This window comes from Pseudoxanthomonas daejeonensis (genome assembly GCF_022637495.1).
Taxonomy (GTDB): domain Bacteria; phylum Pseudomonadota; class Gammaproteobacteria; order Xanthomonadales; family Xanthomonadaceae; genus Pseudoxanthomonas; species Pseudoxanthomonas daejeonensis.
The window spans coordinates 771,876-794,443 of record NZ_CP093331.1; the positions used below are offsets into that span (position 1 = coordinate 771,876).

Consider the following 22,568-nt stretch of genomic DNA (forward strand, 5'->3'; position numbering starts at 1 on the left):
TCAGTCCTGCTTTGGCGCGTCGGCGTCCGGCGCCGGGGCGGCCGGCTTCTCCGGCGCAGCCGCCGGGCCGCCCTCGGCCACGGTCACGCCGGGGCGCAGCTTGCCGGTGCCGTCGACCACGATGCGGTCGCCGGCCTGCAGGCCTTCCACGATTTCGGCCTTGCCGTCGCGACGCACGCCGGCCGTCACCATCGCCCGCTCGACCTTGTCGTCCTGGCCGACGCGGTACACGAACGTGTCCCGGCCTACCTGCACCACCGCGATCTCCGGGACGACCAGCGCCTGGCGCTCGGGACGGAACAGGTGCACGTCCAGCAGCATGCCGGGACGCAGTAGGCGCTCGGGATTGTCGAACTCCGCACGTACCGTCACCGCACGGGTGGTCGGGTCGATCCGCGCGTCGACGGTCTGCACTTCGCCCTCGAACTTGCGCCCCGGCCAGGCGGCGGTCCCGGCGGTCACGCGCGCACCGGGCACCATCGCCGACAGCGCGGCCTCGGGCACCTGGAAGTCGACGTACATCCGCGAGATGTCGTCCAGCGTGGCGATCACGGCATTGGGAGTGAGCAACGCGCCCGGGCTGACCTGGCGGATGCCCAGTACGCCGGCGAACGGCGCGCGCACGTGGCGGTCGCGGATATCGGACTTCATCTGCCGCACGCGCGCGGCGGCGACTTCGCGCAACGCCCGCTGCGCATCCAGGGTCGAGCGCGCCACCAGCTGCTGCGCGGCCAGTCCCTGCAGGCGCTGGTACTGCTGCTCGGCTTCGGCCAGGGTCGACTCCGCCTCGCCCAGCGCGGCCTGCTGCGCATCCACGCGCAGGGTCACCAGAGGCTGGCCGGCCTGGACCTGCTGCCCGCTCTCGAAGTGGACCTGGTCGACGATCTCGCTGACCTTGGCGGTCAGGGTCACTGATTCGCGTGCCTGGGCCGTGCCCAGTGCCTGCACCGTGTCGCTCCATGCCACCGGCTGCACCACGGTCGTGGTGACCGGGATGGCGGGCGATGCGTTACCGGTTTTCTCGGGCGGCCGGTTGCATGCCGCCAGACCCACCATGCCGACCAGGACCAGACCCCTGGCCAGGAAACGTGACGCCATCGACCGCCTCGCTGCTTTCATTACTCGACCGCGAAGTGTAACGAGCGATTGTTAACGTCTGTATGTGCCTTTCGTTGACATGGTGCGCCGACGACATGGGAGAACCCGTGCCGGACGCCCGCCTCAGAGCCAGGAAGTGCCCGAGCTCCCCTCCGGGTCGAGCGCCTGCAGCACCTGCGCCACCATCGCCTCCGGGATGCTGCCCGCGGCTTCCAGGTGGACTTCGGGCCGCTCCGGCGCCTCGTAGGGCGAGTCGATGCCGGTGAAGTTGGGGATCAGGCCGGCGCGCGCCTTGGCATACAGGCCCTTCACGTCGCGCGCCTCGGCCACGGCCAGGGGCACGTCGACGAACACTTCGATGAACTCGCCTTCGGCGAAGCGCTCCCGCGCCATCTGCCGCTCGGCCCGGAACGGCGAGATGAAGCTGACCAGCACGATCAGGCCGGCATCGGCCATCAGCCGGGCGACTTCGGCGACGCGGCGGATGTTCTCGACCCGGTCCTCGTCGGTGAAGCCCAGGTCGCGGTTGAGGCCGTGGCGCACGTTGTCGCCGTCGAGCACGAACGTGTGGTAGCCCAGCGCGTGCAGGCGCTTGTCCACCAGGTTGGCGACGGTCGACTTGCCGGCGCCGGACAGGCCGGTGAACCACAGCACCTTCGGCACCTGGCCCTTGATCCGCGCGCGCGCGGCCCGGTCCACGTCCAGGTGCTGCCAGTGCACGTTGTCGGCGCGGCGCAGGGCGAAATCCAGGGTGCCGGCGGCGACGGTATCGTTGCTCTGGCGGTCGATCAGGATGAAGCCACCCAGCGCGCGGTTCTCCGCATAGGCGGCAAAGGCGACGGGCTCCTCCAGGCTGAGGTTGCAGTAGCCGACCTCGTTGAGCTCCAGGCGCTTGGCGGCCAGGTGCTCCTGGGTGTTCACGTCGACCCGGTGCTTGATCTCGCTGATGCTTGCGGCCACGGTGCGCGCGCCGATCTTCAGCCAGTAGGGGCGGCCCGGCAGCAGCGGCGCATCGCTCATCCACAGCAGGTGCGCGGCGAACTGGTCGGCCACGGCCGGCGGGTCGCCGGCGGCGGCGATGACGTCGCCCCGGCTGATGTCGACCTCGTCGGCCAGCGTCAGGGTCACCGCCTGTCCGGCGAAGGCGCGCTCGACCGGGCCGTCCGCGCCCAGGACGCGGGTGACGGTGGAGCGCCGCGCCGAGGGCAGCACCACGACCGCGTCGCCCGGCGCGACCTCGCCGGCGGCGATGGTGCCGGCGAAACCGCGGAAATCCTGATTGGGCCGGTTCACCCACTGCACCGGCAGGCGCAGTCCGGAAGCGGCGTCGCCGGCTTCGACCTCGACGGTTTCAAGGTGCTGGAGCAGGCTGGGTCCGTCGTACCACGGCGTGTGCGTCGAAGCCGAGGAGAGGTTCTCGCCCTCCAGCGCCGACAGCGGGATCGCCTGCACGTGCGCGATGCCCAGCTGCGCGGCCAGCGCGCGGTAGCCTTCGACGATGTCTTCGAATACGCCGCGGTCGTAGCCGACCAGGTCCATCTTGTTCACCGCCAGCACCACGTGGCGGATGCCCAGCAGCGAGACGATATAGCTGTGCCGGCGGGTCTGCGGCAGCAGGCCCTTGCGCGCGTCGACCAGGACCACGGCCAGGTCGGCGGTGGAGGCACCGGTGGCCATGTTGCGGGTGTACTGCTCGTGGCCGGGGCAGTCGGCGACGATGAACTTGCGCTTCTCGGTATCGAAGTAGCGGTAGGCCACGTCGATGGTGATGCCCTGTTCGCGCTCGGCGGCCAGGCCGTCCATCAGCAGTGCGTAGTCGATGCGCTCGCCCTGGGTGCCATGCCGGCGGCTGTCGGCCTCCAGCGCGGCGAGCTGGTCGTCGAACAGGCGCTTGCTCTCGTACAGCAGGCGTCCGATCAGGGTGCTCTTGCCGTCGTCCACGCTGCCGCAGGTGATGAAGCGCAGCAGCGGCTTGTCCTCGTGCTGGCGCAGGTAGGCGGCGATGTCGGTCGTGCCGGCGTCGGTATCCGCAGTGATGCCTTCGAGGGACGCGGCCATCAGAAATACCCCTCGAGCTTCTTCTTCTCCATCGACGCGGTCGGATCCTGGTCGATGACCCGGCCCTGGCGCTCGGAACTGGTGGCCACCAGCATCTCGGCGATGATCTTCTCCAGCGAATCGGCCTCGGACTCGATCGCGCCGGTCAGCGGATAGCAGCCCAGGGTGCGGAAACGGACGTTGCGCAGCTGCGGGACTTCGCCCGGCGCCAGTGGCAGGCGCTCGTCGTCGACCAGGATCAGCGCGCCGTCGCGCTCGACCACCGGCCGGGGCGCGGCGAAGTACAGCGGCACCACCGGGATCTTCTCGCGGTAGATGTAGAGCCACACGTCCAGCTCGGTCCAGTTCGAGATCGGGAAGGCGCGCACGCTCTCGCCCTTGCGGATGCGGGCGTTGTACAGGTTCCACAGCTCCGGGCGCTGGCGCTTGGGATCCCAGCGATGGTTCTCGTTGCGGAAGGAGAAAACGCGCTCCTTGGCCCGTGACTTCTCCTCGTCGCGGCGCGCACCGCCGATGGCGGCGTCGAACTGGTACTGGTCCAGCGCCTGCTTCAGGCCCTGGGTCTTCATCACGTCGGTATGGATGGTGGCGCCGTGGCTGACCGGGCCGATGCCCTGGGCGATGCCGTCCGGATTGATGTGGACCCGCAGGTCGACGCCCGTCTCGGCGGCGCGCCGGTCGCGGAACGCGATCATCTCGCGGAACTTCCAGCGCGTGTCCACGTGCAGCAAGGGGATCGGCGGCGGCGCCGGGGCGAACGCCTTGAGCAGCAGGTGCAGCAGCACCGAGCTGTCCTTGCCCACCGAATACAGCAGTACCGGGTTCCGGAACTCGGCAGCGACCTCGCGCAGGATGTGGATGCTCTCGGCCTCAAGGCGGTCGAGGTGGGACAGGCGGTGGGTCAGGCTCATCAGGCGTTCGGGCAGCGGGGGCGGGCGAAGGCCATGGGTCTCCGGCGACGGAGGGCCGGCCTGGAGGGACCCGGTGGCGGTCCGGGACGGTGGATGTTCCGGGCGGCGGCGAGTCCGACGAAATAAGCTCAGAGCATAAGCCAATAACTACAGGGCGTTTCAGCCGGGCTTTGCAGGTTCCTAACATCGGTGGTCCGTCGAACCCGACGCCCGCCGAGACCCCGCATGACCGCTGCGCCCACCGCGCTGCCCCCCAGCCCGCTCAACGAAGACCGCAAGGTCCTGCTGGGCCGGCTGGTCGATGGCCTGGACGGGCCGTCGCTGTGGTGGCTTTCGGGTTACACCGCCGGCCTGGCCCAGGTCCATGCACCGCCCCAGCTGGCGGTGCTTCCCGGCGGCGCTGCGGTGGCAGCGAGCCAGGCGGGGCAGCGGCTGACCGTGCTGTACGGCAGCCAGACCGGCAACGCCCGCCGTGAGGCGGAGAAGATCGCCCAGGCCGCCGAAGGCGCCGGCCTGGCCGTGCGCCTGCTCCGCACCGATGCCTATGCCACCCGCGAACTGGCCAGCGAGCGCCTCCTGTATGTCGTCATCAGCACCCAGGGCGAAGGCGATCCGCCGGACGATTCGATCGGTTTCACCGAATTCCTGCTCGGCAAGCGCGCGCCGAAGCTGCCCGAACTGAAATTCGCGGTGCTTGGCCTGGGCGACACCAGCTATGCCGACTTCTGCGGCATCTCCCGCAAGCTCGATGCCCGCCTGGCCGAGCTGGGCGCGCAGCGCGTGCTCGAAGCCGGGCAGGCCGACCTGGACATCGACACGGTCGCCGGTCCCTGGCGCGACAGCGCCCTGGCCCAGGCGCGCGAGCTGCTCAAGGCGAGCCCCACCCCGGCCCCCGCGCACCTGGCCACGGTCACTCCCCTGCGCGCGGTGTCGGCCTGGTCGCACGAACGACCGTTCCCGGCCGAGGTGCTCGCCAACCAGCGCGTGAGCGGGCGCGAGTTCAAGGGCCAGGGTTTCCTGCAGTACGGCTCAGGCGACAAGGATGTGCGACACATCGAGCTGTCGCTGGAGGGTTCGGGCCTGGCCTACGAACCGGGCGATGCGCTGGGCATCCGCCACCGCAATCCCGCCGTGCTGGTCGACGCCGTGCTGCAGGCCACGCGCCTGGACGGCAACACCGCTGTCACCTCCGGCGAGCAGACTCTGCCCCTGTCCGAGTGGCTGGCCACCCGCCGCGAACTGACCCGGCTTTCGCGCCCGTTCCTGGCCGCGCATGCCGAACGTTCCGGTGCGGCGTCGCTGAAGCAGCTGCTCGACCCGACCCAGCCCGCCGGCCTGGCTGCGCTGCTTGCCGACCACCAGCTGGTGGACGTGCTGCGCCGCTGGCCGGCGGATTGGGACCACGACGGCCTGCTCGCCGCGCTGCGCCCGCAGGCACAGCGCCTGTATTCGATCGCCTCCAGCCGCAAGCGCGTTGGCGAGGAAGCGCACCTGACCGTCGACATCCTCGGTTACCACGCCCACGGTCACGACCATGGCGGCGCGGCCAGCGGTTTCCTCGCAGCGCTGGACGAGGGCGGCCAGGTTCCGGTCTACATCGAACCCAACGAGCGCTTCCGGGTGCCGGCCGACGGCGCGCGCGACATCATCATGGTCGGCCCCGGCACCGGCGTGGCGCCGTTCCGCGGCTTCGTCCAGGAACGTGCCGAGACCGGCGCCAGCGGTCGCAACTGGCTGTTCTTCGGCGCCCAGTACTTCAATACCGGCTTCCTTTACCAGGTCGAGTGGCAGGATGCCCTGCGCCGCAGGGAACTGCACCGCCTCGACCTGGCCTTCTCCCGCGACCAGGCCGACAAGATCTACATCCAAAGCCGCCTGCGCGAGCGCGGCCGCGAGGTCTACGACTGGCTGCAGAGCGGCGCGCACTTCTATGTCTGCGGCGCGATCGCCATGGGCAAGGACGTGCACGCCGCCCTGCTCGAGATCGTCGCCGCGCACAACGGCGGCGACGCCGAGGCCGCATCCGACTACCTGACCGCACTGCAGACCGAGGGCCGCTACAGCCGCGACGTCTACTGAAGACGCCTCGGCCCAGCCACCGCATGAGCACCACCCATTCCGTCGAAGACATCAAGGCCGAGAGCCGCCGCCTGCGCGGGTCGCTGCTGGAAAGCCTGGCCGATCCGGTCACCGGCTCGCTGCGCGAGGACGACCAGACCCTCATCAAGTACCACGGCAGCTACCAGCAGGACGACCGCGACATCCGCGACGAGCGCCGCCGGCAAAAGCTCGAGCCGGCCTACCAGTTCATGATCCGCACCCGCACGCCCGGCGGCGTGATCAGCCCCGAGCAGTGGCTGAAGCTAGACTCGGTCGCCACGCGTTTCTCAAACCACTCGCTGCGCGTCACCACGCGCCAGGCGTTCCAGTTCCACGGCGTCATCAAGCGCGAACTGAAGTCGACCATGCAGGCGATCAACGCCGCGATGATCGACACGCTGGCCGCCTGCGGCGACGTCAACCGCAACGTCCAGGTCGCCGCCAATCCGCTGCTGTCGGAGGCACATGCCGACCTGTACGGCGACGCCGCGCGCACGTCCGAGCACCTGCTGCCCAATACCCGGGCCTATTACGAGATCTGGCTGGACGAGGAACAGGTGGCTGGCAGCGGCGAGGAGACCGAACCGGTCTATGGCGACAAGTACCTGCCGCGCAAGTTCAAGATCGGCTTCGCCCTGCCGCCGGTGAACGATGTCGACGTGTACGCCAACGACCTGGGTTTCATCGGCGTGCTCGGTGCCGATGGCCAGCTCGAAGGCTACGACGTCACCATCGGCGGCGGCATGGGCTCGACCCATGGCGACGCGGAAACCTACCCGCGGCTGGCCAATAACGTCGGCTTCATCCCGCGCGATGCGCTGCTGGAGGTCGCCACCGCGGTGGTCACCACCCAGCGCGACTTCGGCAACCGCGTGCTGCGCAAGCGCGCGCGCTTCAAGTACACGATCGACGACCATGGCCTGCAGTTCATCGTCGACGAGATCGAACGTCGCGCCGGCCTGAAGTTCGCCGCACCGCGCGCCGCCGCCTTCGAGCACAACGGCGACCGCTACGGCTGGGTCGAGGGCGAGGATGGCCGCTGGCACCTGACCCTGTCGCTGCCGGCCGGTCGCATTGCCGATCGCCCCGGCGCGCCGCACCTGACCGGCCTGCGCGAGATCGCCAACGTGCACCGTGGCGAGTTCCGGATGACCGGCAACCAGAACCTGGTGATCGCCGGCGTGCCGGCCGGCGAGCGCAAGCGCATCGAAGCGCTGGTCCGCGACCATGGCCTCGATGCCGGCAACCGCGCGCCGACCGCGCTCGCCCGCGCGGCGATGGCATGCGTTTCCCTGCCGACTTGCGGCCTGGCCATGGCCGAGGCCGAGCGCTACCTGCCGGATTTCGCGGCCAGGCTTGAGCCGCTGCTGGACCGGCACGGCCTGCGCGAGGCGCCGATCCTGGTGCGCATCTCCGGCTGCCCGAACGGCTGCTCGCGGCCGTACCTGGCCGAGATCGCGCTGGTCGGCAAGGCACCGGGCCGCTACAACCTGATGCTTGGCGCCGACCACCGCGGCCAGCGGCTCAACACGCTGTACCGCGAGAACATCGCCGAGGCCGAGATCATCGAGGCGCTCGATCCCCTGTTCGCCCGCTATGCCGGCGAACGCCAGTCCGGCGAAGGCTTCGGCGATTTCCTGCACCGCGCCGGCCTGGTCGCGCTGCCGCCCTATCCCACCCATGTCCGCGTCGACCCGGCCCCGGCCGCGCTCGGCGAGGCCGCCTGATCCCATGTCGCTGCAGAACCTGCGTCCGGAGCCTCCGATGAGCCTCACCGCCACTACCCGTGAAGCCGCCAACAGCCCGCAGGCAACGCCCGTGCTGGACCTCGACGCGCTCAACAGCCGGCTCGAAGCGATGGATGCCGAACAGCGCGTGGCCTGGGCACTGGAGCACGGTCCCGGCACCGCGGCGCTGTCGTCGAGCTTCGGCGCGCAATCGGCGGTCACCCTGCACCTGCTCACCCTGCAGAAGCCGGACATCCCGGTGATCCTGATCGATACCGGCTACCTGTTCCCGGAAACCTACCGCTTCGCCGACGAACTGGCCGAACGGCTCAAGCTCAACCTGCAGATCTATCGTCCGCTGGTCAGTCGCGCGTGGATGGAAGCGCGCCATGGGCGCCTGTGGGAACAGGGCGTGACCGGCCTGGACAACTACAACCAGCTGCGCAAGGTCGAGCCGATGCGCCGCGCGCTGGACGACCTGGGCGTGGGTACCTGGTTCACCGGCCTGCGCCGCAACCAGTCGGCCAGCCGCGCCGAAACGCCGATCCTGCAGCGCCGCGGCGAACGGCTCAAGGTCAGCCCGATCGCCGACTGGTCCGACCGCGATGTCTGGCAGTACCTGAAGAAGCACGACCTGCCCTACCACCCGCTGTGGCACGAAGGCTATGTCTCGATCGGCGACTTCCACACCACCAGCCGCTGGGAGCCGGGCATGCGCGACGAGGACACCCGCTTCTTCGGCCTCAAGCGCGAGTGCGGCATCCACGAGGAGATCTGATCGGGCTGCGGTGCCGCCCGCACGGTTAGCGTTGCCGGGCACCGGATTGAAGCTGGCCGCCGCTGGCGCCTAGCGGTACTGCTTCTCCTCGATGAACTGGGATCCCGCCAGGCGGTTGATCTCGTTCTTGATCCCGACCCGCTCGCCGTTGCGGGTCGCCACGGCGCGCGCCAGCGTGATGAAATCCTCGCCGAAATCCTGCGCCGCTTCCTTCGCGCGCAGGGCGTCCTGCACGTCCCACATACGCTCGTTGACCGCGCGCAGCTGCGCCTTCAGCGCCGGCAGCTCACCCGACCCCGCCGCCAGCGACTCCCACAGCGGGCGCAGGCCGTCGAGTTCGACTGCCACGTTCCGGCGCTTGTCCTCGGCCGCGATCCGCTCGGCCTTGATCTCGAGGATGGTGATCTTGTCGATGAGCTCCCCGACCGAAACGGGGACCATGATGGTGTTCATGCCGGGATCCTGTGGCGTGCGCAGGAGCGCAGTCTACCGGCAGGCTGCATGATGGGGCCCGCATCCGTTGCGCAGCGGCCGATGCATCGCGTGTCGCCCTCCATCGCGCTGGTGTATTGCGCCGCCGGCAGGCGCCACGGATCAGCTGGTGATGGTCTGGGTCAGCGATTCCCAGGTCGGAGGCTCGGGCCAGTCGGCCGCCTGGTTTCCGTCCAGCACGCGGCGCAGGTCGCGCTTGTCGATCTGCGGGGCGAGCACGTTGACCAGCTCGAGCGCGTAGTCGCGCAGCACGCGTTCGCGCGGCAGCACCGCCCAGGCGATGCATTCGGAAACCTCGGTGGGCGCCGGCCAGCCGCGCAGATCGGTATCGCCGGTGCTGACCGCCATCTCCGCCAGCAGGCCCACGCCCAGTCCGGCACGCACGTAGGTCTTGATCAGGTCGGCATCCAGCGCGGTCAGGGCCAGGTTCGGCTCCAGGCCGACGCTGCTGAAAGCGCGCTGCAGCGAGGATTCCGGACGGGTCGAGGATTCGTAGCTGATCAGCGGGTACTGCGACAGCTCCTGGATGTCCGGCGCCTTGCCGGCCCGGTCCAGCGGATGGCCGCGCGGCACCAGCGCCAGCCGGCGCCAGCGGTACAGCGGTACGGCCACCCCGCCCTGCGGTTCGCCCCCGGCCGTGCTGACCACGGCCATGTCGGCCTCGCCGCTGCCCAGCAGGTCCAGCGCCGCCCCCTCGGCGGACTGCTGCAGGTGCACGCTGACCTGGGGGAACTCGCGCTTGATCCGCGCGATCGCCGGCGGCAACACGAAGCGGGCCTGGGTATGGGTGGTGGTGATGGTCAGCTGGCCCTGGCTCTCGCGGCGCTGGTTGGCGGCGTAGGCCCGGATGTTGGCGGTCTCGGCCAGGATCACCCGGGCCCGGTCCAGGACCTCGGCGCCGGCCGGGGTGATCGCCTCCAGGCTGCGCCCCTTGCGCACAAACAGCAGGAAGCCCAGCTCGTCCTCCAGCTGCTTGAGCTGCTTGGACAGGCCGGGCTGGGTCGCATGAACGCGCGCCGCCGCCAGGGTGATGTTGAGCCCGGCGTCGGCGATGGCAACGAGGTAGCGCAGCTGGGTAAGCGTCATTCGGGGGCCGGGCGACCGGGGGGGTCAGGTCGTGACAGGTCTGGCGACTGTAGTGGTAATCAGTGCTCCCATCTTATAACTGGGAGGCATAAGCATTGTGCGGCAAGTTATTTCCGCCCGTTATGAGCACGGGGGTACGGTCGGCATCCCACTCCCTGCCGGGCCTGCCGTGAGCCTGTCCCCTTCCGCCGCCTTCGACCTGCCCCCGGGCGGCGTCGCCCTGGTCGGCGCCGGTCCCGGTGATCCGGGCCTGTTGACCCTGAACGCGCTGCGCGCGCTGGAGGCGGCCGAGGTCGTGCTGTACGACCGCCTGGTCGGCGCCGGCGTGCTGGCCCTGGCCAACCCGGCGGCGTTGAGGATCGAGGTCGGCAAGTCGGCCGGCAACCACAGCATGCCGCAGGAGCAGATCCACGCGCTGATGCTGGAGCACGCCCGCGCCGGCCGCCGCGTGGTCCGTCTCAAGGGCGGCGACCCCTTCGTCTTCGGCCGCGGCGGCGAGGAACTCGAGTACCTGCATGCCCACGGCATTCCCTACCGGGTCGTGCCCGGCATCACCGCGGCGGTCGCCTGCGCGGCCTATGCCGGCATCCCCCTGACCCATCGCGACCACGCGCAATCGCTGCGACTGATGACCGCCCACTGCAGGGACTCGGTGGACACCCTGGACTGGGCGTCGCTGGCGCAGGAACGGCAGACCCTGGCCGTGTACATGGGCGTGGCCGCACTCGGCCACCTGCGCGAACGCCTGCTCGCTGCGGGCCGCGACCCGGCGACGCCGTTCGCCCTGGTCGAAAACGGCTCGCGCCCGGAGCAGCGCGTGGTCACCGGCACCCTGGACGACCTGGCCGCGACCGCCCAGGCGCACGCCGTCGCCTCGCCGGCGCTGCTGATCCTGGGCGAGGTGGCGGCACTGGCTGCACAGCTGCACTGGTTCGGCGCGACGCCGCTCGGCCCGCCACCCGCTGAACCGGCCTTGGCCCAGGCCGCCTGAATCACGCGTACTGAATCCCACATTCCCCGCCTCCTGGAACCACGGAACCCGCTCATGGCCATCTACGACAGCATCCTCGACACCATCGGCCGCACTCCGGTCGTCAAGCTGCATCGCATCGCTCCGGCGCACGTGGAGCTCTATGCCAAGGTCGAGGCGTTCAATCCCGGCGGCTCGGTCAAGGACCGCCTGGCCCTGGCGATCGTCCTGGACGCCGAATCCAAGGGCCAGCTCAAGCCCGGCGACACGATCATCGAGGCCACTTCAGGCAATACCGGCGTCGCCCTGGCCCAGGTCGCTGCCGCGCGCGGCTACAAGTTCGTCGCGGTGATGGTCGAGACGTTCTCGATCGAGCGCCGCAAGCTGATGCGCGCCTACGGCGCCAAGGTGATCCTGACGCCCGCGGCCGAGCGCGGCACGGGCATGGTGCGCCGCGCCGAAGAGCTGGCGAAAAAGCATGGCTGGTTCCTCGCCCGCCAGTTCGAGAACCCGGCCAATCCTGCCTACCATCGCCAGACCACCGCCGCCGAGATCCTGCGTGACTTCGCCGGTCGCCGACTGGACCACTTCGTCAGCGGCTGGGGCACTGGCGGCACGCTGACCGGCGTGGGCGAGGTGCTGCGCGTCGCCCGCCCGGAAGTGAAGATCACCGCCGCCGAACCGGCCAATGCGTCGCTGCTGGCCGGCAACGAATGGAAGCCGCACAAGATCCAGGGCTGGACCCCGGACTTCGTGCCGGCGGTGCTCAATCGCGAGGTCGCCGACCAGATCCTCGGCGTCACCGACGAGGACGCCATCGCCACCGCACGCCGCCTGGCGGCAGAGGAAGGCATCTTCGCTGGCATCTCCTCGGGCGCGACGGTCGCTGCGGCGCTCAAGGTCGCCGCCGATGCGCCGGCCGGCACGGTGCTGCTGGCGGTGCTGCCGGACACGGGCGAACGCTACTTCTCCACTCCGCTGTTCGAGGGCGTCAACGAAGGTTCGGACGACGAGTGGCTGGCTTCACTGAGCTGAGTCTTTCCAGAGTGAGAAACGGAACGGGCGACACGCAGGTGCCGCCCGTTTTCGCTTGGCGCTAGGCCGCCGCGCGCTAGCAGCCTGGCTTGCGGCGGGACGCAGAAAGCAAGGCAAGGGCAAAAGCAAAAGACGGAGCGTGCGTCGCGGTTGCGCTGCGGGGTGTTCCCTTCCGCGAATGTCCCCCGGCACCGATGAGGCCGGTGCCTCCTCCTTTATTTCGCTGCAGGGAACACCCCACATCGCCTGAAGGTGGCAGCGGCCTGGCTGGGCGACGCACGGTCAATGCAAAAGGCTGAACCCGGCAGCATGCGTCGAGTGGCGCAATGTGTTCATCGCGTGCGCGCCAGATTTCTGGAGGAAGCGCCTGGTACCTGTCGGGACGTGGTGCGATGCCCTCGGGGCGAAATCAAGGAGGAGGCACCGGCTTTATCGGTGCCGGGGGACATTCGCCCCGAGGGGCATCGCAGCGCGTCTTGCCGCGACCCGTCCGCCCAAACCAATGCTGTGCTCGCTCTTTGACGAAACCGCATCGCGATGCGCTGCGAGAATCACAGTGCAGCAGCCGTGCAGGACACGGCTGCCACGTACCTCATCACACCCGCATGGTGCCCGTTTCCAGATAGCGCTCGTGCCAGGACAGTGCCTCGCCCAGCAGGTGCGGGGTGTGCTTGCCCTTGCTGTGCCTGCAGGCCCGGTCGAAGTAATCCTCCAGCATCGGCCGGTAGTCCGGGTGCGCGCAGTTCTCGATCACCTTGCGTGCGCGCTGCTTGGGCGACAGGCCTCGCAGGTCGGCCAGACCCTGCTCGGTGACGATCACCGCGACGTCGTGCTCGGTGTGGTCGACATGGCTGACCATCGGCACGATCGCAGAGATCGCACCATTCTTGGCCGTACTCGGGGTCAGGAAGCACGAGAGGAAGCCATTGCGCGCGAAGTCGCCCGAACCGCCGATGCCGTTGATGATGCTGGTGCCGGCCACATGGGTGGAATTGACGTTGCCGTACAGGTCCGCCTCGACCATGCCGTTCATACCGATCACGCCCAGGCGCCGGATCAGCTCGGCGTGGTTGGAGATCTCCTGCGGACGCAGCACGATCTTCTCCCGGTAGCGGTCGATGTTGCGCACGAAGTCGTCCACGCCGCCCGGGCTCAGCGCGAACGAGCTGGCCGATGCGACTTCGATGGTGCCATCGCCGATGAGTTCCAGCATCCCGTCCTGGATCACCTCGGTGAAGGCGGTCAGCCCACGGAATCCCGCCTCGCGCAGGCCGGCCAGCACCGCGTTGGCGACGTTGCCCACGCCCGACTGCAACGGCAGCAGCTTCTCGTGCAGCCGCCCGGCGCGGATCTCGTGGCGGAAGAACTCGACCAGGTGATCGGCAATCCGCCGCGAAGTCTCGTCCGGCGGCGCGAAGGCCCCGAGCCGGTCCGGTGCGTCGGTCTCGACCACGGCGATGACCTTGTCCGGATCGCAACGCAGGTAGGGCTCGCCGATACGGTCGCCCGGCTGGGTCAGCGGAATCGGCACGCGTTGCGGTGGCAAGGCCGTGCCGTAGTAGATGTCGTGCATCCCTTCCAGGCCCCGCGGCTGGCGCTGGTTGACCTCGATGATCACCTTGTCGGCCAGGTCCAGCCAGGTCTTGTTGTTGCCCACCGACGTGGAGGGCACCAGTTGCCCGTCCGGCAGGATCGCGCTGACTTCGACCACGGCCACATCGAGCTTGCCGAGGAAGCCGAACCAGGTGTACTGCGCGACATGGCCCAAGTGGATGTCCATGTACTCGATCTCGCCCTGGTTGATGCGGGCGCGCAGGTCGGGATCAGACTGGTAGGGCAGGCGGAAATCGATGCCGCCGGCACGGGCCAGCGCACCGTCGAGCTCCGGCGCGGTGGAAGCGCCGGTGAGGATGCGCAATGCGAAGGGTTCGCCGCGGTCGTGCGCGGCGGTGATCCGGTGCGCCAGCGCAAGCGGGATCGCTTTCGGATAGCCGGCGCCGGTGAACCCGCTCATGCCGACTGCCATGCCCGGCCCGATCAGCGCGGCCGCCTGTTCGGCCGTCATCCGCTTCGCCGCCAGCCCTGCGTGGGCGATCCTGTTGCTCATTCGGTTGTTCCGTGGGGGATTGGCCGATTTTACCGGCTCGTCGCGACCGGATCATGATGCTGGACAAGGCCAGTCACGCGACTTTCGGCTAACTGCCAAGACAGTCGCATTGTGCGCACCCCGGAAATGCAGCCCGGACCGCGGCGATCCGGCCGCTCGCGGCCCCGCCAGGCCTCAGCCTTCGTAAAGCTCCAGCGGCAGGCCGTCGGGATCGGCGAAGAAGGTGAAGCGGCCGCCGGTGTATTCATCCACGCGCACCGGCTCGGTGGCCACGGCGTGCGCGCGCAGGTGCTGGACCGCTTCATCGAGATCGGCCACGCGCAAGGCGAGGTGGCGCAGGCCGCAGGCCTCCGGCCGCGATACGCGCGGCGGCGGCGCGGGAAACGAGAACAGCTCCACCTGGGTGCCGTCGGCCAGGCGCAGGTCGAGCTTCCACGAGCCGCGCGCCTCGCGGTAGGCCTCGGCGACCACCTCCAACCCCAGCACCTCGACATAGAAGCGCTTCGAGCGCGCGTAGTCGGAGGCGATGATCGCGACGTGATGGATGCCGGCGAGCTTCATGGTGCGAGTGCAGGCCTGGGCGCTGAGGCGCCCCGATCCCCGGGCATGCGGCGGAGATTCAAGGCGCGCACATCAATGCGCCGCGGCCGCCGCGTCGGCGGCGCCGCCCTCGCGCGCTTCGTGCCGCCCGCTGTGCATCAGCAGCACCAGCGGCATCGCGCACAGGGTCAGCACCATCATCATCCAGAAATCGTTCGAGTAGCCGATCGCCGCCGACTGGCGCATCACCTCGGCATTGAGCATGGCTGCACCCGATTGCGTGGCCGGGTTCCAGATCGCCGGCAGCAAGGTCTGCTCCGCGCCGTACGCAGGGATGCGGGCGCTGATCTCGGCGTGGTTGACCTGGCTGGCCCGGGCCAGCAACGCGACCACCATCGAGATGCCCACCGACGAGCCGATATTGCGGACCAGGCTGAACAGGCCGGCGGCCTCGGTGCGCTGCGATGCCGGGAGCGTCGAGTACGCGATCGTGGATATCGGCACGAACACCAGGCCCAGGCCCATGCCTTGCAGCACGCCCAGCCACACCACCGCCTCGATCGAGGCCTCGATGCCGAACTGCGACATGCCGTGCAGCGACAGCACCATCATCGCCATGCCAACGAGGATCGGAATGCGCGCGTCGACCCGGCCGAGCATCCGCCCCACCAGCATCATCGTGAACATGGTGCCGATGCCGCGCGGCGCCAGCACCATGCCGATGGTCAGGATCGGATAGTGCATGAGCGTGTTGAGGTACGGCGGCATCAGCGCGAGCGTGGCGAACAGGACGATGCCGACCACGAAGATCAGCACGCAGCCGACCGCGAAGTTGCGGTTGCCGAGCATGCCCAGGTCCAGCAGCGCGCGGTCGCGCCGGTTCCACCACCACAGGCCGTACAGGTACAGCGCCAGGAAGGCCAGCGCGGCCTCGACCTGGATCTCCAGGCTGCCGAACCAGTCCATGGTCTCGCCGCGGTCCAGGAACAGCTGCAGCGCGCCGATGCCCAGCGCCAGCAGGGCCAGGCCGACCGCATCGAGCGGACGCGGACGCGGCGTTTCGCGCTTCACGCTGGCCATGATGCCGACCAGCGCGATCGCGCCCACCGGCAGGTTGATCAGGAACACCCAGTGCCAGCTGTAGTACTCGGTCAGCCAGCCGCCCAGCGGCGGGCCGAGGATCGGGCCGACCATGATCCCCATGCCCCACATCGCCATCGCCGCGCCGTGCTTTTCCTTGGGGAAGGCATCGAGCAGCAGCGACTGCGAGATCGGCACCAGCGAGGCGCCGAACACGCCCTGCAGGATGCGGAACATCACCATCTGACCGATGCCGGTGGCCATCGCGCACAGCAGCGAGGCGACGGTGAATCCGGAGACGGCGATGATCAACAGGCGGCGCCGGCCCAGTCGCGCCGCCAGCCAGCCGGTGACCGGCGTCAGGATCGCCGCAGCCACGATGTAACTGGTCAGCACCCACGACGCCTGGTCCTGGGTGGCCGACAGCGAACCCTGCATGTCCGGCAGGGCGACGTTGGCGATGGTGGTGTCCAGCGCCTGCATCAGCGTGGCCAGCATCACCGAGCCGACCAGCAAGGCACGGCTGCCGCCTTCGGAAGAACTCAGGCGCGAAATCATGTCCGGTATCCGGGAAGTACGGTCGCGGCCCGCAGGCGCGGGCCGGAACGTGGAATCAGTGCTGGCCGGCGGCCACGGCGGCGGTGCCTTCGGCCCTGGCGGGCGGCGCGCGCAGGTCGACCTCGACCTCGGCGCTCATGCCGGCGCGCAGCACGGGGGCGTCGTCGCGGTCGGCGGAATCGATCTCCAGGCGCACCGGGATGCGCTGCACGATCTTGACCCAGTTGCCGGTGGCGTTCTGCGCGGGCAGCACGCTGAACTCGGCGCCGGAGGCCGGTGCGATCGAGGCCACGTGGGCCTTCCATTTCGCGCCGGGATAGCTGTCGACCTTGATCGTCGCCGGCTGGCCGACCTGCATCTTCGCCAGCTCGGTCTCCTTGAAGTTCGCTTCGATCCAGATCGGCGAGGTCGCCACCAGCGGCATCGCGGTCTGGCCGACGTTGAGGAATTCGCCGACCTGCAGGTCGTGGGTGCCGATGACGCCGTCCACGGGCGCGCGCACTTCGGCATGCGCCAGGTCGAGCCTGGCCTTGGCCAGCATCGCCATCGCGGCGCGGTAGTCGGGCAGGTCTTCGGTCGGCGTGTTCGCCTGGCCGCTGAGCGTGGCGGCCGCTTCGCTCTGCGAAGCGATCGCATCGGCCAGGTCGGTGCGCGCCTCGGCCACGGCATGGCGCGCATCGTCGACCATCTTGCGCGACACCAGCTGCTGGTCGCCCAGCTGCTGCAGGCGCTGCAGGTCGCGCTGGGCCCAGGCCAGGGTCTCGCGCGACGCCTGGATGGTGGTGCCGGTACCGGTGACCTTGGCCCGGCTGGCGTCGGCGGCATTGGCCATGTGCGCCAGCAACGCCTCGTTCTGCGCCACCGCGATCTCCAGCGGCTGGGCGTCGATGCGGAACAGCAGGTCGCCCTTCTTCACCGGCTGGTTCTGGCCGACCGCGACCTCTACGACCCGGCCGCCGACCTGCGGCGCGACCAGGATGCGTTCGGCCTTGACGTAGGCGTTGTCGGTATCGACTTCACGGCCGGAATTGACCCACTGCCAGCCGAAGAAGCCGGCGACCGCCAGTGGCCCGGCGATCCACAGCCAGACCGGCACGCGGCGCTTGCGTGCCGGAGCCGGAGTCGCGTCGGCGAGGGTGTTGTCGGACTTGCTGGTCATGGGGTTCAGCTCTTGGGAGAAGGTTCGCCGCGGTCTTCGCGGTCGAGCCGGGTGAGGTTTTCGCGCACGCGATCGAGTACCGACAGCGTGTTCGCCAGTTCTTCGGTGGAGATGCCGGCCATCGCCTCCTTGCGCAGTGCATGGGCCACGGTTTCCACCGGGCCCATCACCTGCGCCGACTGCGGCAGCAGATACAGGCGCCAGACCCGGCGATCGGCCGGATCGGCGCGCCGTTCGACGAAACCGGCCTTCTGCAGCCGGTCGATGACCCGGCCCAGCGCGATCGGCTCCATGTCGAGCCGGTCGGCCAGCTCTACCTGGGTGACGCCCTCGGCGTGGCCCAGATGCTTGAGCGCGCGCCACTGCACGCGGGTCAGCTCGAGGTGCGCGACGCGGCGATCGAACACGCGGCCGAACAGGCGGTGCAGGTCGGCGACCTGGTAGCCGAGGCTCTCGCGGGGGTCTGTCTTGGCAGGCATGGGTGCATAGGATATAGATGCCTAGGCAGGTATTTCAAGGGGAGCCCTGTCCCGTTCAGCCGCCGGCAGGCACCCGCTGCCGCGGGACACGCTGAACCCGCCTCAGGCGGTGGATCGGGTGGCTTGGGGTTGGGGATGTCCGGGATGCAGCCCGGAGCGGTGGCGCCCTACGCCGACGCCATGAACGCTTCGATCTCGTCCGCAGAACGCGCGAGGTCGCCGGTCAGCACCCGGTGACCGGCGCCGGTGATCAGCACGTTGTCCTCGATGCGGATGCCGATGCCGCGCCACTTCGCATGCACCGACTTGTCGTCCGCGCCCACGTACAGGCCAGGCTCGATGGTGAAGACCATGCCGGGCTCGAGCTGGCGCGACTCGCCGTCAATCCGGTAATCGCCCACGTCATGCACGTCCAGCCCCAGCCAGTGCCCGCTCTTGTGCCGGTAGAAGCGCTTGTAGTGCCCTTCGGCGATGTTCTTCTGGAGGCCACCCTTGAGCAGCCCCAGCCGCAGCAGGCCTTCGGTCAGGACCTCCACCGCCGCGTCGTGGATCGCCGACCAGGCGACGCCGGGCCGCGCGCAGGCCAGCGCCGCGGCCTGGGCCGCGCCGACCAGGTCGTGCAGCGCGCGCTGCTCCTTCGAGAAGCGGCCGTTGACCGGGAAGGTGCGGGTGATGTCGGCGGCGTAGTTGCGGTATTCGGCGCCGGCGTCGATCAGCACCAGCTCGCCGTCCGCGGCGCGGGCATTGTTGGCCACGTAATGCAGCACGCAGCCATTGGCGCCGGCGCCGACGATGCTGTTGTAGGCCGGGCAGGCGTCGGCGGCGCGGAACACGCGCTCGACCTCGGCCTGCAGTTCGTACTCGTGGATGCCCGGCCGCGCCGCGCGCATCGCCGCTTCGTGCGCACGCATGCTGATCGCCGCGGCCTTGTCCATCAGCCGGATCTCGTCCCTGGACTTGAACAGGCGCTGCTCGTGCAGCAGGTGCCCCAGCTCGAGGAACTCGTGCGGCGGCTGCGCGCCGTGCCGCACCTGGGCACGGACCCGGTTGAGCCAGCCGATCAGCTTGAGGTCGAAATCGGCGTCGCGACCGAAGTGGTAGTAAACCCGCGAGCGCCCTTCCAGCAGCCCGGGCAGGATCTCGTCGAGGTCGTCGATCGGGTAGGCATCGTCCATGCCGAACGCCTCGACCGCGCCTTCCTGGCCGGCGCGGGCGCCATCCCAGCCCTCGCGCTCGGGATCGCGTTCGCGACAGAACAGCAGGGCCTCGCCGTGCTTGCGCCCGGGGACCAGCACCAGCACCGCGTCCGGCTCGGGGAAGCCGCACAGGTACCAGAAGTCCGAATCCTGCCGGTACGGATAATGGGTGTCGTGGCTGCGCACCCGCACCGGCGCGGCCGGCAACACCAGGATCGCGTCGTCGCCGGCCATGCGCATGAGCTGGCGGCGCCGGCGCGCGAACTCGGTCGCGGAAATGCCGGTCAGCGAACGCTGCATGTCAGTTCAGGCTGCGGCGATGGCGCGGTCCAAGCACGCAGTCCCCATGCAGCAGCAGGACGGCGACGCGGACGAACTCTTCCAGTTCGGAGAGCGCGTCCTCGTCCTCGTCGTCCTCATCGATGTCTTCCACGCTGGCGCCTGCCAGGCGCGCCAGGTCCTGCAATGCCTCCGCGCCTTCCTCCGACAGCGGCGGCTGCGCGCCGGCGGCCAGGCCGAAGCCGCCAAGGAAGCTGCGACACCAGTCGAACAGGCCCTGCGCGCGCTCCCGCAGCGGCATGTCGTCCGCGCCGAGCAGGAGCTGGAAGGTGAACTCGCCATCGCCAAGCTGGGCGGCCGTCGCCTTGCGCAGGCGGTCCAGGGCACTGCCGGGTGCCGGCGTGGCCACGCCGGCATCGGCCAGCACGCGCGCCGGCCACGCCGCGGTGTCCTCGCCACCTCCCGCCAGCCAACCGCACAGCGAGCCGTGCAGCTCCGGAACAGTGGCGCCCAGGCCCAGCGTGCGGCTGGCTTCGGCGACCTCGTCGGGGGCGGGGAAATCGGGCATGCGGAACCGTGATCGCGATGGATGATCGGGCGAAGTGTAGCAACCGCTCCGGCCGTGCCGCTTGTCGCGGTTCCCCGGCCATGCCTACACTCGTGAAGATCACCCATCCCACCGCCCGCCATCCCATGCCGTCCGACGTCGCTGCGCGATACCGCCAGACAGGACCCATCCGGATGGGTCGTCCATGACTGCCGCTCTGATGGCCCTGGCCGCCGGGCTGATGCTCGCGGTGCTGGTCCTGCTCTGGCGCTGGCGCAACAGCCACATGAAGCAGCACGAGGCACTGCAGGCCCGCGAGGAGCACCTGACCGTGGCCTTGTGGGGTTCGGGCGAGCAGTTCTGGGACTTCGACCTGGACCGGCGCGAGTTGCACCTGCTGCATGCCGACGAATCCGAACCGGACCTGGGCAAGGGCCTGGCGGTGAGCAGCCGCCGGGTCTCGCTGCCACTGGTGCATCCACACGACCGGGCCACCCTGCGCCGGCGCCTGCGTGCGCACCTGCGGGGCCGCGAGCCGCTGTTCACCTCCGAGCACCGGGTCGACCCGGACGGCGACGGCAACTGGGTGTGGGTCCGGATCCACGGCCGCACCGTCCTGCGCGATGCGCGCGGGCGCACCCGCCGCCTCGCCGGCACCGCGCGCGACACCACGGCCAATCGCCATGCCGAAGCCGAACGCCGCATCGCCAGCGAGGTGCTGCGCAGCATGAGCGAGGCGGTGGCGGTGCTGGACCGCGAGCTGCACTTCGTCGCGGTCAATCCGGCTTTCACCCAGATCACCGGGTACAGCGACGTGGAGGCGCTGGGCCGGCCGTTCACCATGCTCGACAGCGACCACAGCGAGGGCGGCGGCACCCTGCGCCAGGACCTCAACCGGCAGCACTGGCAGGGCAACGTCTGGATGACGCGCCGCGACGGCGAGGAGATCCTCTGCCACGTCAAGCACAACGGCATTCCCGATGCGGCCGGCGACGTCAATTTCCACGTGGTCGTGCTCAGCGACATCACCGAACAGAAGCGTGCCGAGCAGGAGCTGCGCTACCTGGCCAACTACGACGCGCTGACCAGCCTGCCCAACCGCTCGCTGCTGTCCGAGCGCCTGGCCCGGGCGATCGTGCGGGCGCGCCGCGAAGGCGGGCACGTCGCCGTGCTGTTCCTGGACCTGGACCGGTTCAAGGACGTCAACGACTCGCTCGGCCACGCCACCGGCGACCGCGTCCTGCGCGCGGCGGCCGAACGCGTGCAGCAGGCGGTGGGGCCGCAGCACACCGTCGCCCGGCTGGGCGGCGACGAATTCACCGTGGTCCTGGAGGGGCTGGCCGCCCCGCGCGAGGCCGAGGACGTCGCGCAAAGGGTGATCGAATCGTTCGCCATGCCGCTGGTGCTGGACGAACACCATGAGATCACCGTGTCGCCGTCGATCGGGATCAGCCTGTTCCCGGACCACGCCCAGGTTCCGACCGAGCTGCTCAAGCACGCCGATACCGCGATGTACCAGGCCAAGGCGGCCGGTCGCCGCACCTGGCAGGTCTACTCGGCCAGCATGGACGAGGCGACCCGCCGCCGCGCCACCCTCACCGGCCTGCTGCGCCGCGTGGTCGAGCGCGAAGAGCTGGCCCTGGTCTACCAGCCGCGCTATTCGCTGCACGAAGGCCGGGTGGTCGGCGCCGAGGCGCTGCTGCGCTGGCGCAACCCGGAGTTCGGCTCGATCCCGCCGGACCAGTTCATCCCGCTGGCCGAAGACACCGGGCTGATCCTGGAGATCGGCGAATGGGTGCTCAAGGAAGCGTGCACGACCCTGCGCCAGTGGCACGAGGCCGGCCTGGAGGGGATGCGGATGTCGGTGAACGTCTCGCCGATCCAGCTGCTGCGCGGCGACCTGGCCGCGACCCTGGCGCGGATCCTGGCCGAGACCGGCGTGGCCTCGGGCCAGCTGGAGCTGGAGCTGACCGAGAGCGCGATCATGGCCAACGTCGGCCGCAGCGCCAGCGTGCTGCACGCCTGCCGCATCCTGGGCGTGGGCGTGGCGGTGGACGACTTCGGCACCGGCTACTCCTCGCTGGCCTATCTCAAGCGGCTGCCGCTGACCACGCTGAAGATCGACCAGGAGTTCGTCGGCGACCTGACCCGCGACCCGGACGACGAGGCCATCACCAGCACGGTCATCGCGATGGGCCACTCGCTGTCGCTGACCGTGGTCGCCGAGGGCGTGGAGACCGCCGGCCAGCTGCAGTTCCTGCGCGACCACGGCTGCGACGAGGTCCAGGGCCACTACATCGCCGCGGCGATGGAGCGCGACGAATGCATGGCGTTCATGGCGCGGCCGATGGCCGAGCCGGCCTGAACA

17 protein-coding genes and 1 pseudogene are annotated in these 22,568 nt (G+C 69.6%); 6 read left to right on the forward strand and 12 right to left on the reverse strand.

Annotated features, from left to right (window positions below):
• The 3 genes from MNQ95_RS03605 to cysD form a co-directional block, all read right to left on the reverse strand.
• A complete protein-coding gene (locus tag MNQ95_RS03605; protein ID WP_425605704.1) occupies positions 1-1,098 on the reverse strand; it encodes an efflux RND transporter periplasmic adaptor subunit in 1,098 nt (365 codons plus the stop codon).
• A gap of 123 nt (positions 1,099-1,221) precedes the next feature.
• Positions 1,222-3,156 carry a sulfate adenylyltransferase subunit CysN gene (gene cysN, locus MNQ95_RS03610; RefSeq protein ID WP_241953833.1) on the reverse strand — a complete coding sequence of 645 codons (1,935 nt, stop codon included), beginning with the start codon at positions 3,154-3,156 and terminating at the stop codon, positions 1,222-1,224.
• The gene (gene cysD, locus MNQ95_RS03615) at positions 3,156-4,067 is read right to left on the reverse strand and encodes a sulfate adenylyltransferase subunit CysD (RefSeq protein WP_241953834.1); all 912 of its coding nucleotides are present in this window, start codon (positions 4,065-4,067) and stop codon (positions 3,156-3,158) included. The genes cysN and cysD overlap by 1 nt, the downstream gene beginning before the upstream one ends.
• Positions 4,068-4,292: 225 nt before the next feature.
• Between cysD and MNQ95_RS03620 the strand changes: the two genes are divergently transcribed.
• The 3 genes from MNQ95_RS03620 to MNQ95_RS03630 are packed head-to-tail and all read left to right on the forward strand — an operon-like array spanning position 4,293 to position 8,672.
• Positions 4,293-6,146: an assimilatory sulfite reductase (NADPH) flavoprotein subunit gene (locus tag MNQ95_RS03620; protein WP_241953835.1), complete on the forward strand. Its 1,854-nt coding sequence runs from the start codon at positions 4,293-4,295 to the stop codon at positions 6,144-6,146.
• A 23-nt stretch (positions 6,147-6,169) separates the two neighbouring features.
• A complete protein-coding gene (gene cysI, locus MNQ95_RS03625; protein WP_241953836.1) occupies positions 6,170-7,894 on the forward strand; it encodes an assimilatory sulfite reductase (NADPH) hemoprotein subunit in 1,725 nt (574 codons plus the stop codon).
• Between the two features lie 37 nt (positions 7,895-7,931).
• Entirely contained in the window at positions 7,932-8,672 is a 741-nt protein-coding gene (locus MNQ95_RS03630; RefSeq protein ID WP_241954348.1) for a phosphoadenylyl-sulfate reductase, read from the forward strand.
• A gap of 69 nt (positions 8,673-8,741) precedes the next feature.
• On the opposite strand, the gene MNQ95_RS03635 is transcribed toward MNQ95_RS03630, so the two are convergent.
• Positions 8,742-9,125 carry a DUF6165 family protein gene (locus MNQ95_RS03635; protein WP_241953837.1) on the reverse strand — a complete coding sequence of 128 codons (384 nt, stop codon included), beginning with the start codon at positions 9,123-9,125 and terminating at the stop codon, positions 8,742-8,744.
• A 141-nt stretch (positions 9,126-9,266) separates the two neighbouring features.
• Positions 9,267-10,250 carry a LysR family transcriptional regulator gene (locus tag MNQ95_RS03640; protein WP_162409678.1) on the reverse strand — a complete coding sequence of 328 codons (984 nt, stop codon included), beginning with the start codon at positions 10,248-10,250 and terminating at the stop codon, positions 9,267-9,269.
• 163 nt (positions 10,251-10,413) lie between these two features.
• Here MNQ95_RS03640 and cobA point away from each other — a divergent pair.
• Together cobA and cysK are read left to right on the forward strand one after the other, a co-directional pair.
• A pseudogene (gene cobA, locus MNQ95_RS03645) lies at positions 10,414-11,241 on the forward strand (uroporphyrinogen-III C-methyltransferase); the annotation flags it as partial.
• A 54-nt stretch (positions 11,242-11,295) separates the two neighbouring features.
• Positions 11,296-12,255, forward strand: a complete 960-nt coding sequence (gene cysK / locus MNQ95_RS03650) for a cysteine synthase A (RefSeq protein WP_241953838.1) — start codon at positions 11,296-11,298, stop codon at positions 12,253-12,255.
• A gap of 595 nt (positions 12,256-12,850) precedes the next feature.
• On the opposite strand, the gene scpC is transcribed toward cysK, so the two are convergent.
• From scpC to MNQ95_RS03685, 7 genes are all read right to left on the reverse strand, one after another.
• Complete coding sequence (gene scpC / locus MNQ95_RS03655) at positions 12,851-14,362, reverse strand: succinyl-CoA:acetate CoA-transferase ScpC (protein ID WP_162409684.1); 1,512 nt, start codon at positions 14,360-14,362, stop codon at positions 12,851-12,853.
• A 174-nt stretch (positions 14,363-14,536) separates the two neighbouring features.
• Complete coding sequence (gloA2, locus tag MNQ95_RS03660; RefSeq protein ID WP_162409686.1) at positions 14,537-14,923, reverse strand: SMU1112c/YaeR family gloxylase I-like metalloprotein; 387 nt, start codon at positions 14,921-14,923, stop codon at positions 14,537-14,539.
• 72 nt (positions 14,924-14,995) lie between these two features.
• Positions 14,996-16,540, reverse strand: coding sequence for an MDR family MFS transporter (locus MNQ95_RS03665; protein ID WP_202922838.1), 1,545 nt, complete (start codon positions 16,538-16,540; stop codon positions 14,996-14,998).
• A gap of 55 nt (positions 16,541-16,595) precedes the next feature.
• Positions 16,596-17,699: an HlyD family secretion protein gene (locus MNQ95_RS03670; RefSeq protein WP_241953839.1), complete on the reverse strand. Its 1,104-nt coding sequence runs from the start codon at positions 17,697-17,699 to the stop codon at positions 16,596-16,598.
• 5 nt (positions 17,700-17,704) lie between these two features.
• Positions 17,705-18,178, reverse strand: coding sequence for a MarR family winged helix-turn-helix transcriptional regulator (locus tag MNQ95_RS03675; RefSeq protein ID WP_162409690.1), 474 nt, complete (start codon positions 18,176-18,178; stop codon positions 17,705-17,707).
• A gap of 167 nt (positions 18,179-18,345) precedes the next feature.
• Positions 18,346-19,674: an aminopeptidase P N-terminal domain-containing protein gene (locus MNQ95_RS03680; RefSeq protein ID WP_241953840.1), complete on the reverse strand. Its 1,329-nt coding sequence runs from the start codon at positions 19,672-19,674 to the stop codon at positions 18,346-18,348.
• Between the two features lies 1 nt (position 19,675).
• A complete protein-coding gene (locus MNQ95_RS03685) occupies positions 19,676-20,221 on the reverse strand; it encodes a UPF0149 family protein (RefSeq protein ID WP_162409694.1) in 546 nt (181 codons plus the stop codon).
• Positions 20,222-20,405: 184 nt separating this feature from the next.
• On the opposite strand from MNQ95_RS03685, the gene MNQ95_RS03690 reads away from it, so the two are divergent.
• Positions 20,406-22,565, forward strand: coding sequence for a putative bifunctional diguanylate cyclase/phosphodiesterase (locus MNQ95_RS03690; protein ID WP_162409696.1), 2,160 nt, complete (start codon positions 20,406-20,408; stop codon positions 22,563-22,565).
• Positions 22,566-22,568 lie beyond the last annotated feature (3 nt).

Coding starts and splice junctions, on each gene's coding strand:
- MNQ95_RS03685 (WP_162409694.1), bottom strand. CDS start 20,221: ATGCCCGATTTCCCCGCCCCCGACGAGGTCGCCGAAGCCAGCCGCACG.
- cysI (WP_241953836.1), top strand. CDS start 6,170: ATGAGCACCACCCATTCCGTCGAAGACATCAAGGCCGAGAGCCGCCGC.
- MNQ95_RS03670 (WP_241953839.1), bottom strand. CDS start 17,699: ATGACCAGCAAGTCCGACAACACCCTCGCCGACGCGACTCCGGCTCCG.
- MNQ95_RS03630 (WP_241954348.1), top strand. CDS start 7,932: ATGAGCCTCACCGCCACTACCCGTGAAGCCGCCAACAGCCCGCAGGCA.
- MNQ95_RS03620 (WP_241953835.1), top strand. CDS start 4,293: ATGACCGCTGCGCCCACCGCGCTGCCCCCCAGCCCGCTCAACGAAGAC.
- cysN (WP_241953833.1), bottom strand. CDS start 3,156: ATGGCCGCGTCCCTCGAAGGCATCACTGCGGATACCGACGCCGGCACG.
- scpC (WP_162409684.1), bottom strand. CDS start 14,362: ATGAGCAACAGGATCGCCCACGCAGGGCTGGCGGCGAAGCGGATGACG.
- MNQ95_RS03665 (WP_202922838.1), bottom strand. CDS start 16,540: ATGATTTCGCGCCTGAGTTCTTCCGAAGGCGGCAGCCGTGCCTTGCTG.
- gloA2 (WP_162409686.1), bottom strand. CDS start 14,923: ATGAAGCTCGCCGGCATCCATCACGTCGCGATCATCGCCTCCGACTAC.
- MNQ95_RS03675 (WP_162409690.1), bottom strand. CDS start 18,178: ATGCCTGCCAAGACAGACCCCCGCGAGAGCCTCGGCTACCAGGTCGCC.
- MNQ95_RS03640 (WP_162409678.1), bottom strand. CDS start 10,250: ATGACGCTTACCCAGCTGCGCTACCTCGTTGCCATCGCCGACGCCGGG.
- MNQ95_RS03605 (WP_425605704.1), bottom strand. CDS start 1,098: ATGGCGTCACGTTTCCTGGCCAGGGGTCTGGTCCTGGTCGGCATGGTG.
- cysD (WP_241953834.1), bottom strand. CDS start 4,067: ATGAGCCTGACCCACCGCCTGTCCCACCTCGACCGCCTTGAGGCCGAG.
- MNQ95_RS03680 (WP_241953840.1), bottom strand. CDS start 19,674: ATGCAGCGTTCGCTGACCGGCATTTCCGCGACCGAGTTCGCGCGCCGG.
- MNQ95_RS03690 (WP_162409696.1), top strand. CDS start 20,406: ATGACTGCCGCTCTGATGGCCCTGGCCGCCGGGCTGATGCTCGCGGTG.
- MNQ95_RS03635 (WP_241953837.1), bottom strand. CDS start 9,125: ATGAACACCATCATGGTCCCCGTTTCGGTCGGGGAGCTCATCGACAAG.
- cysK (WP_241953838.1), top strand. CDS start 11,296: ATGGCCATCTACGACAGCATCCTCGACACCATCGGCCGCACTCCGGTC.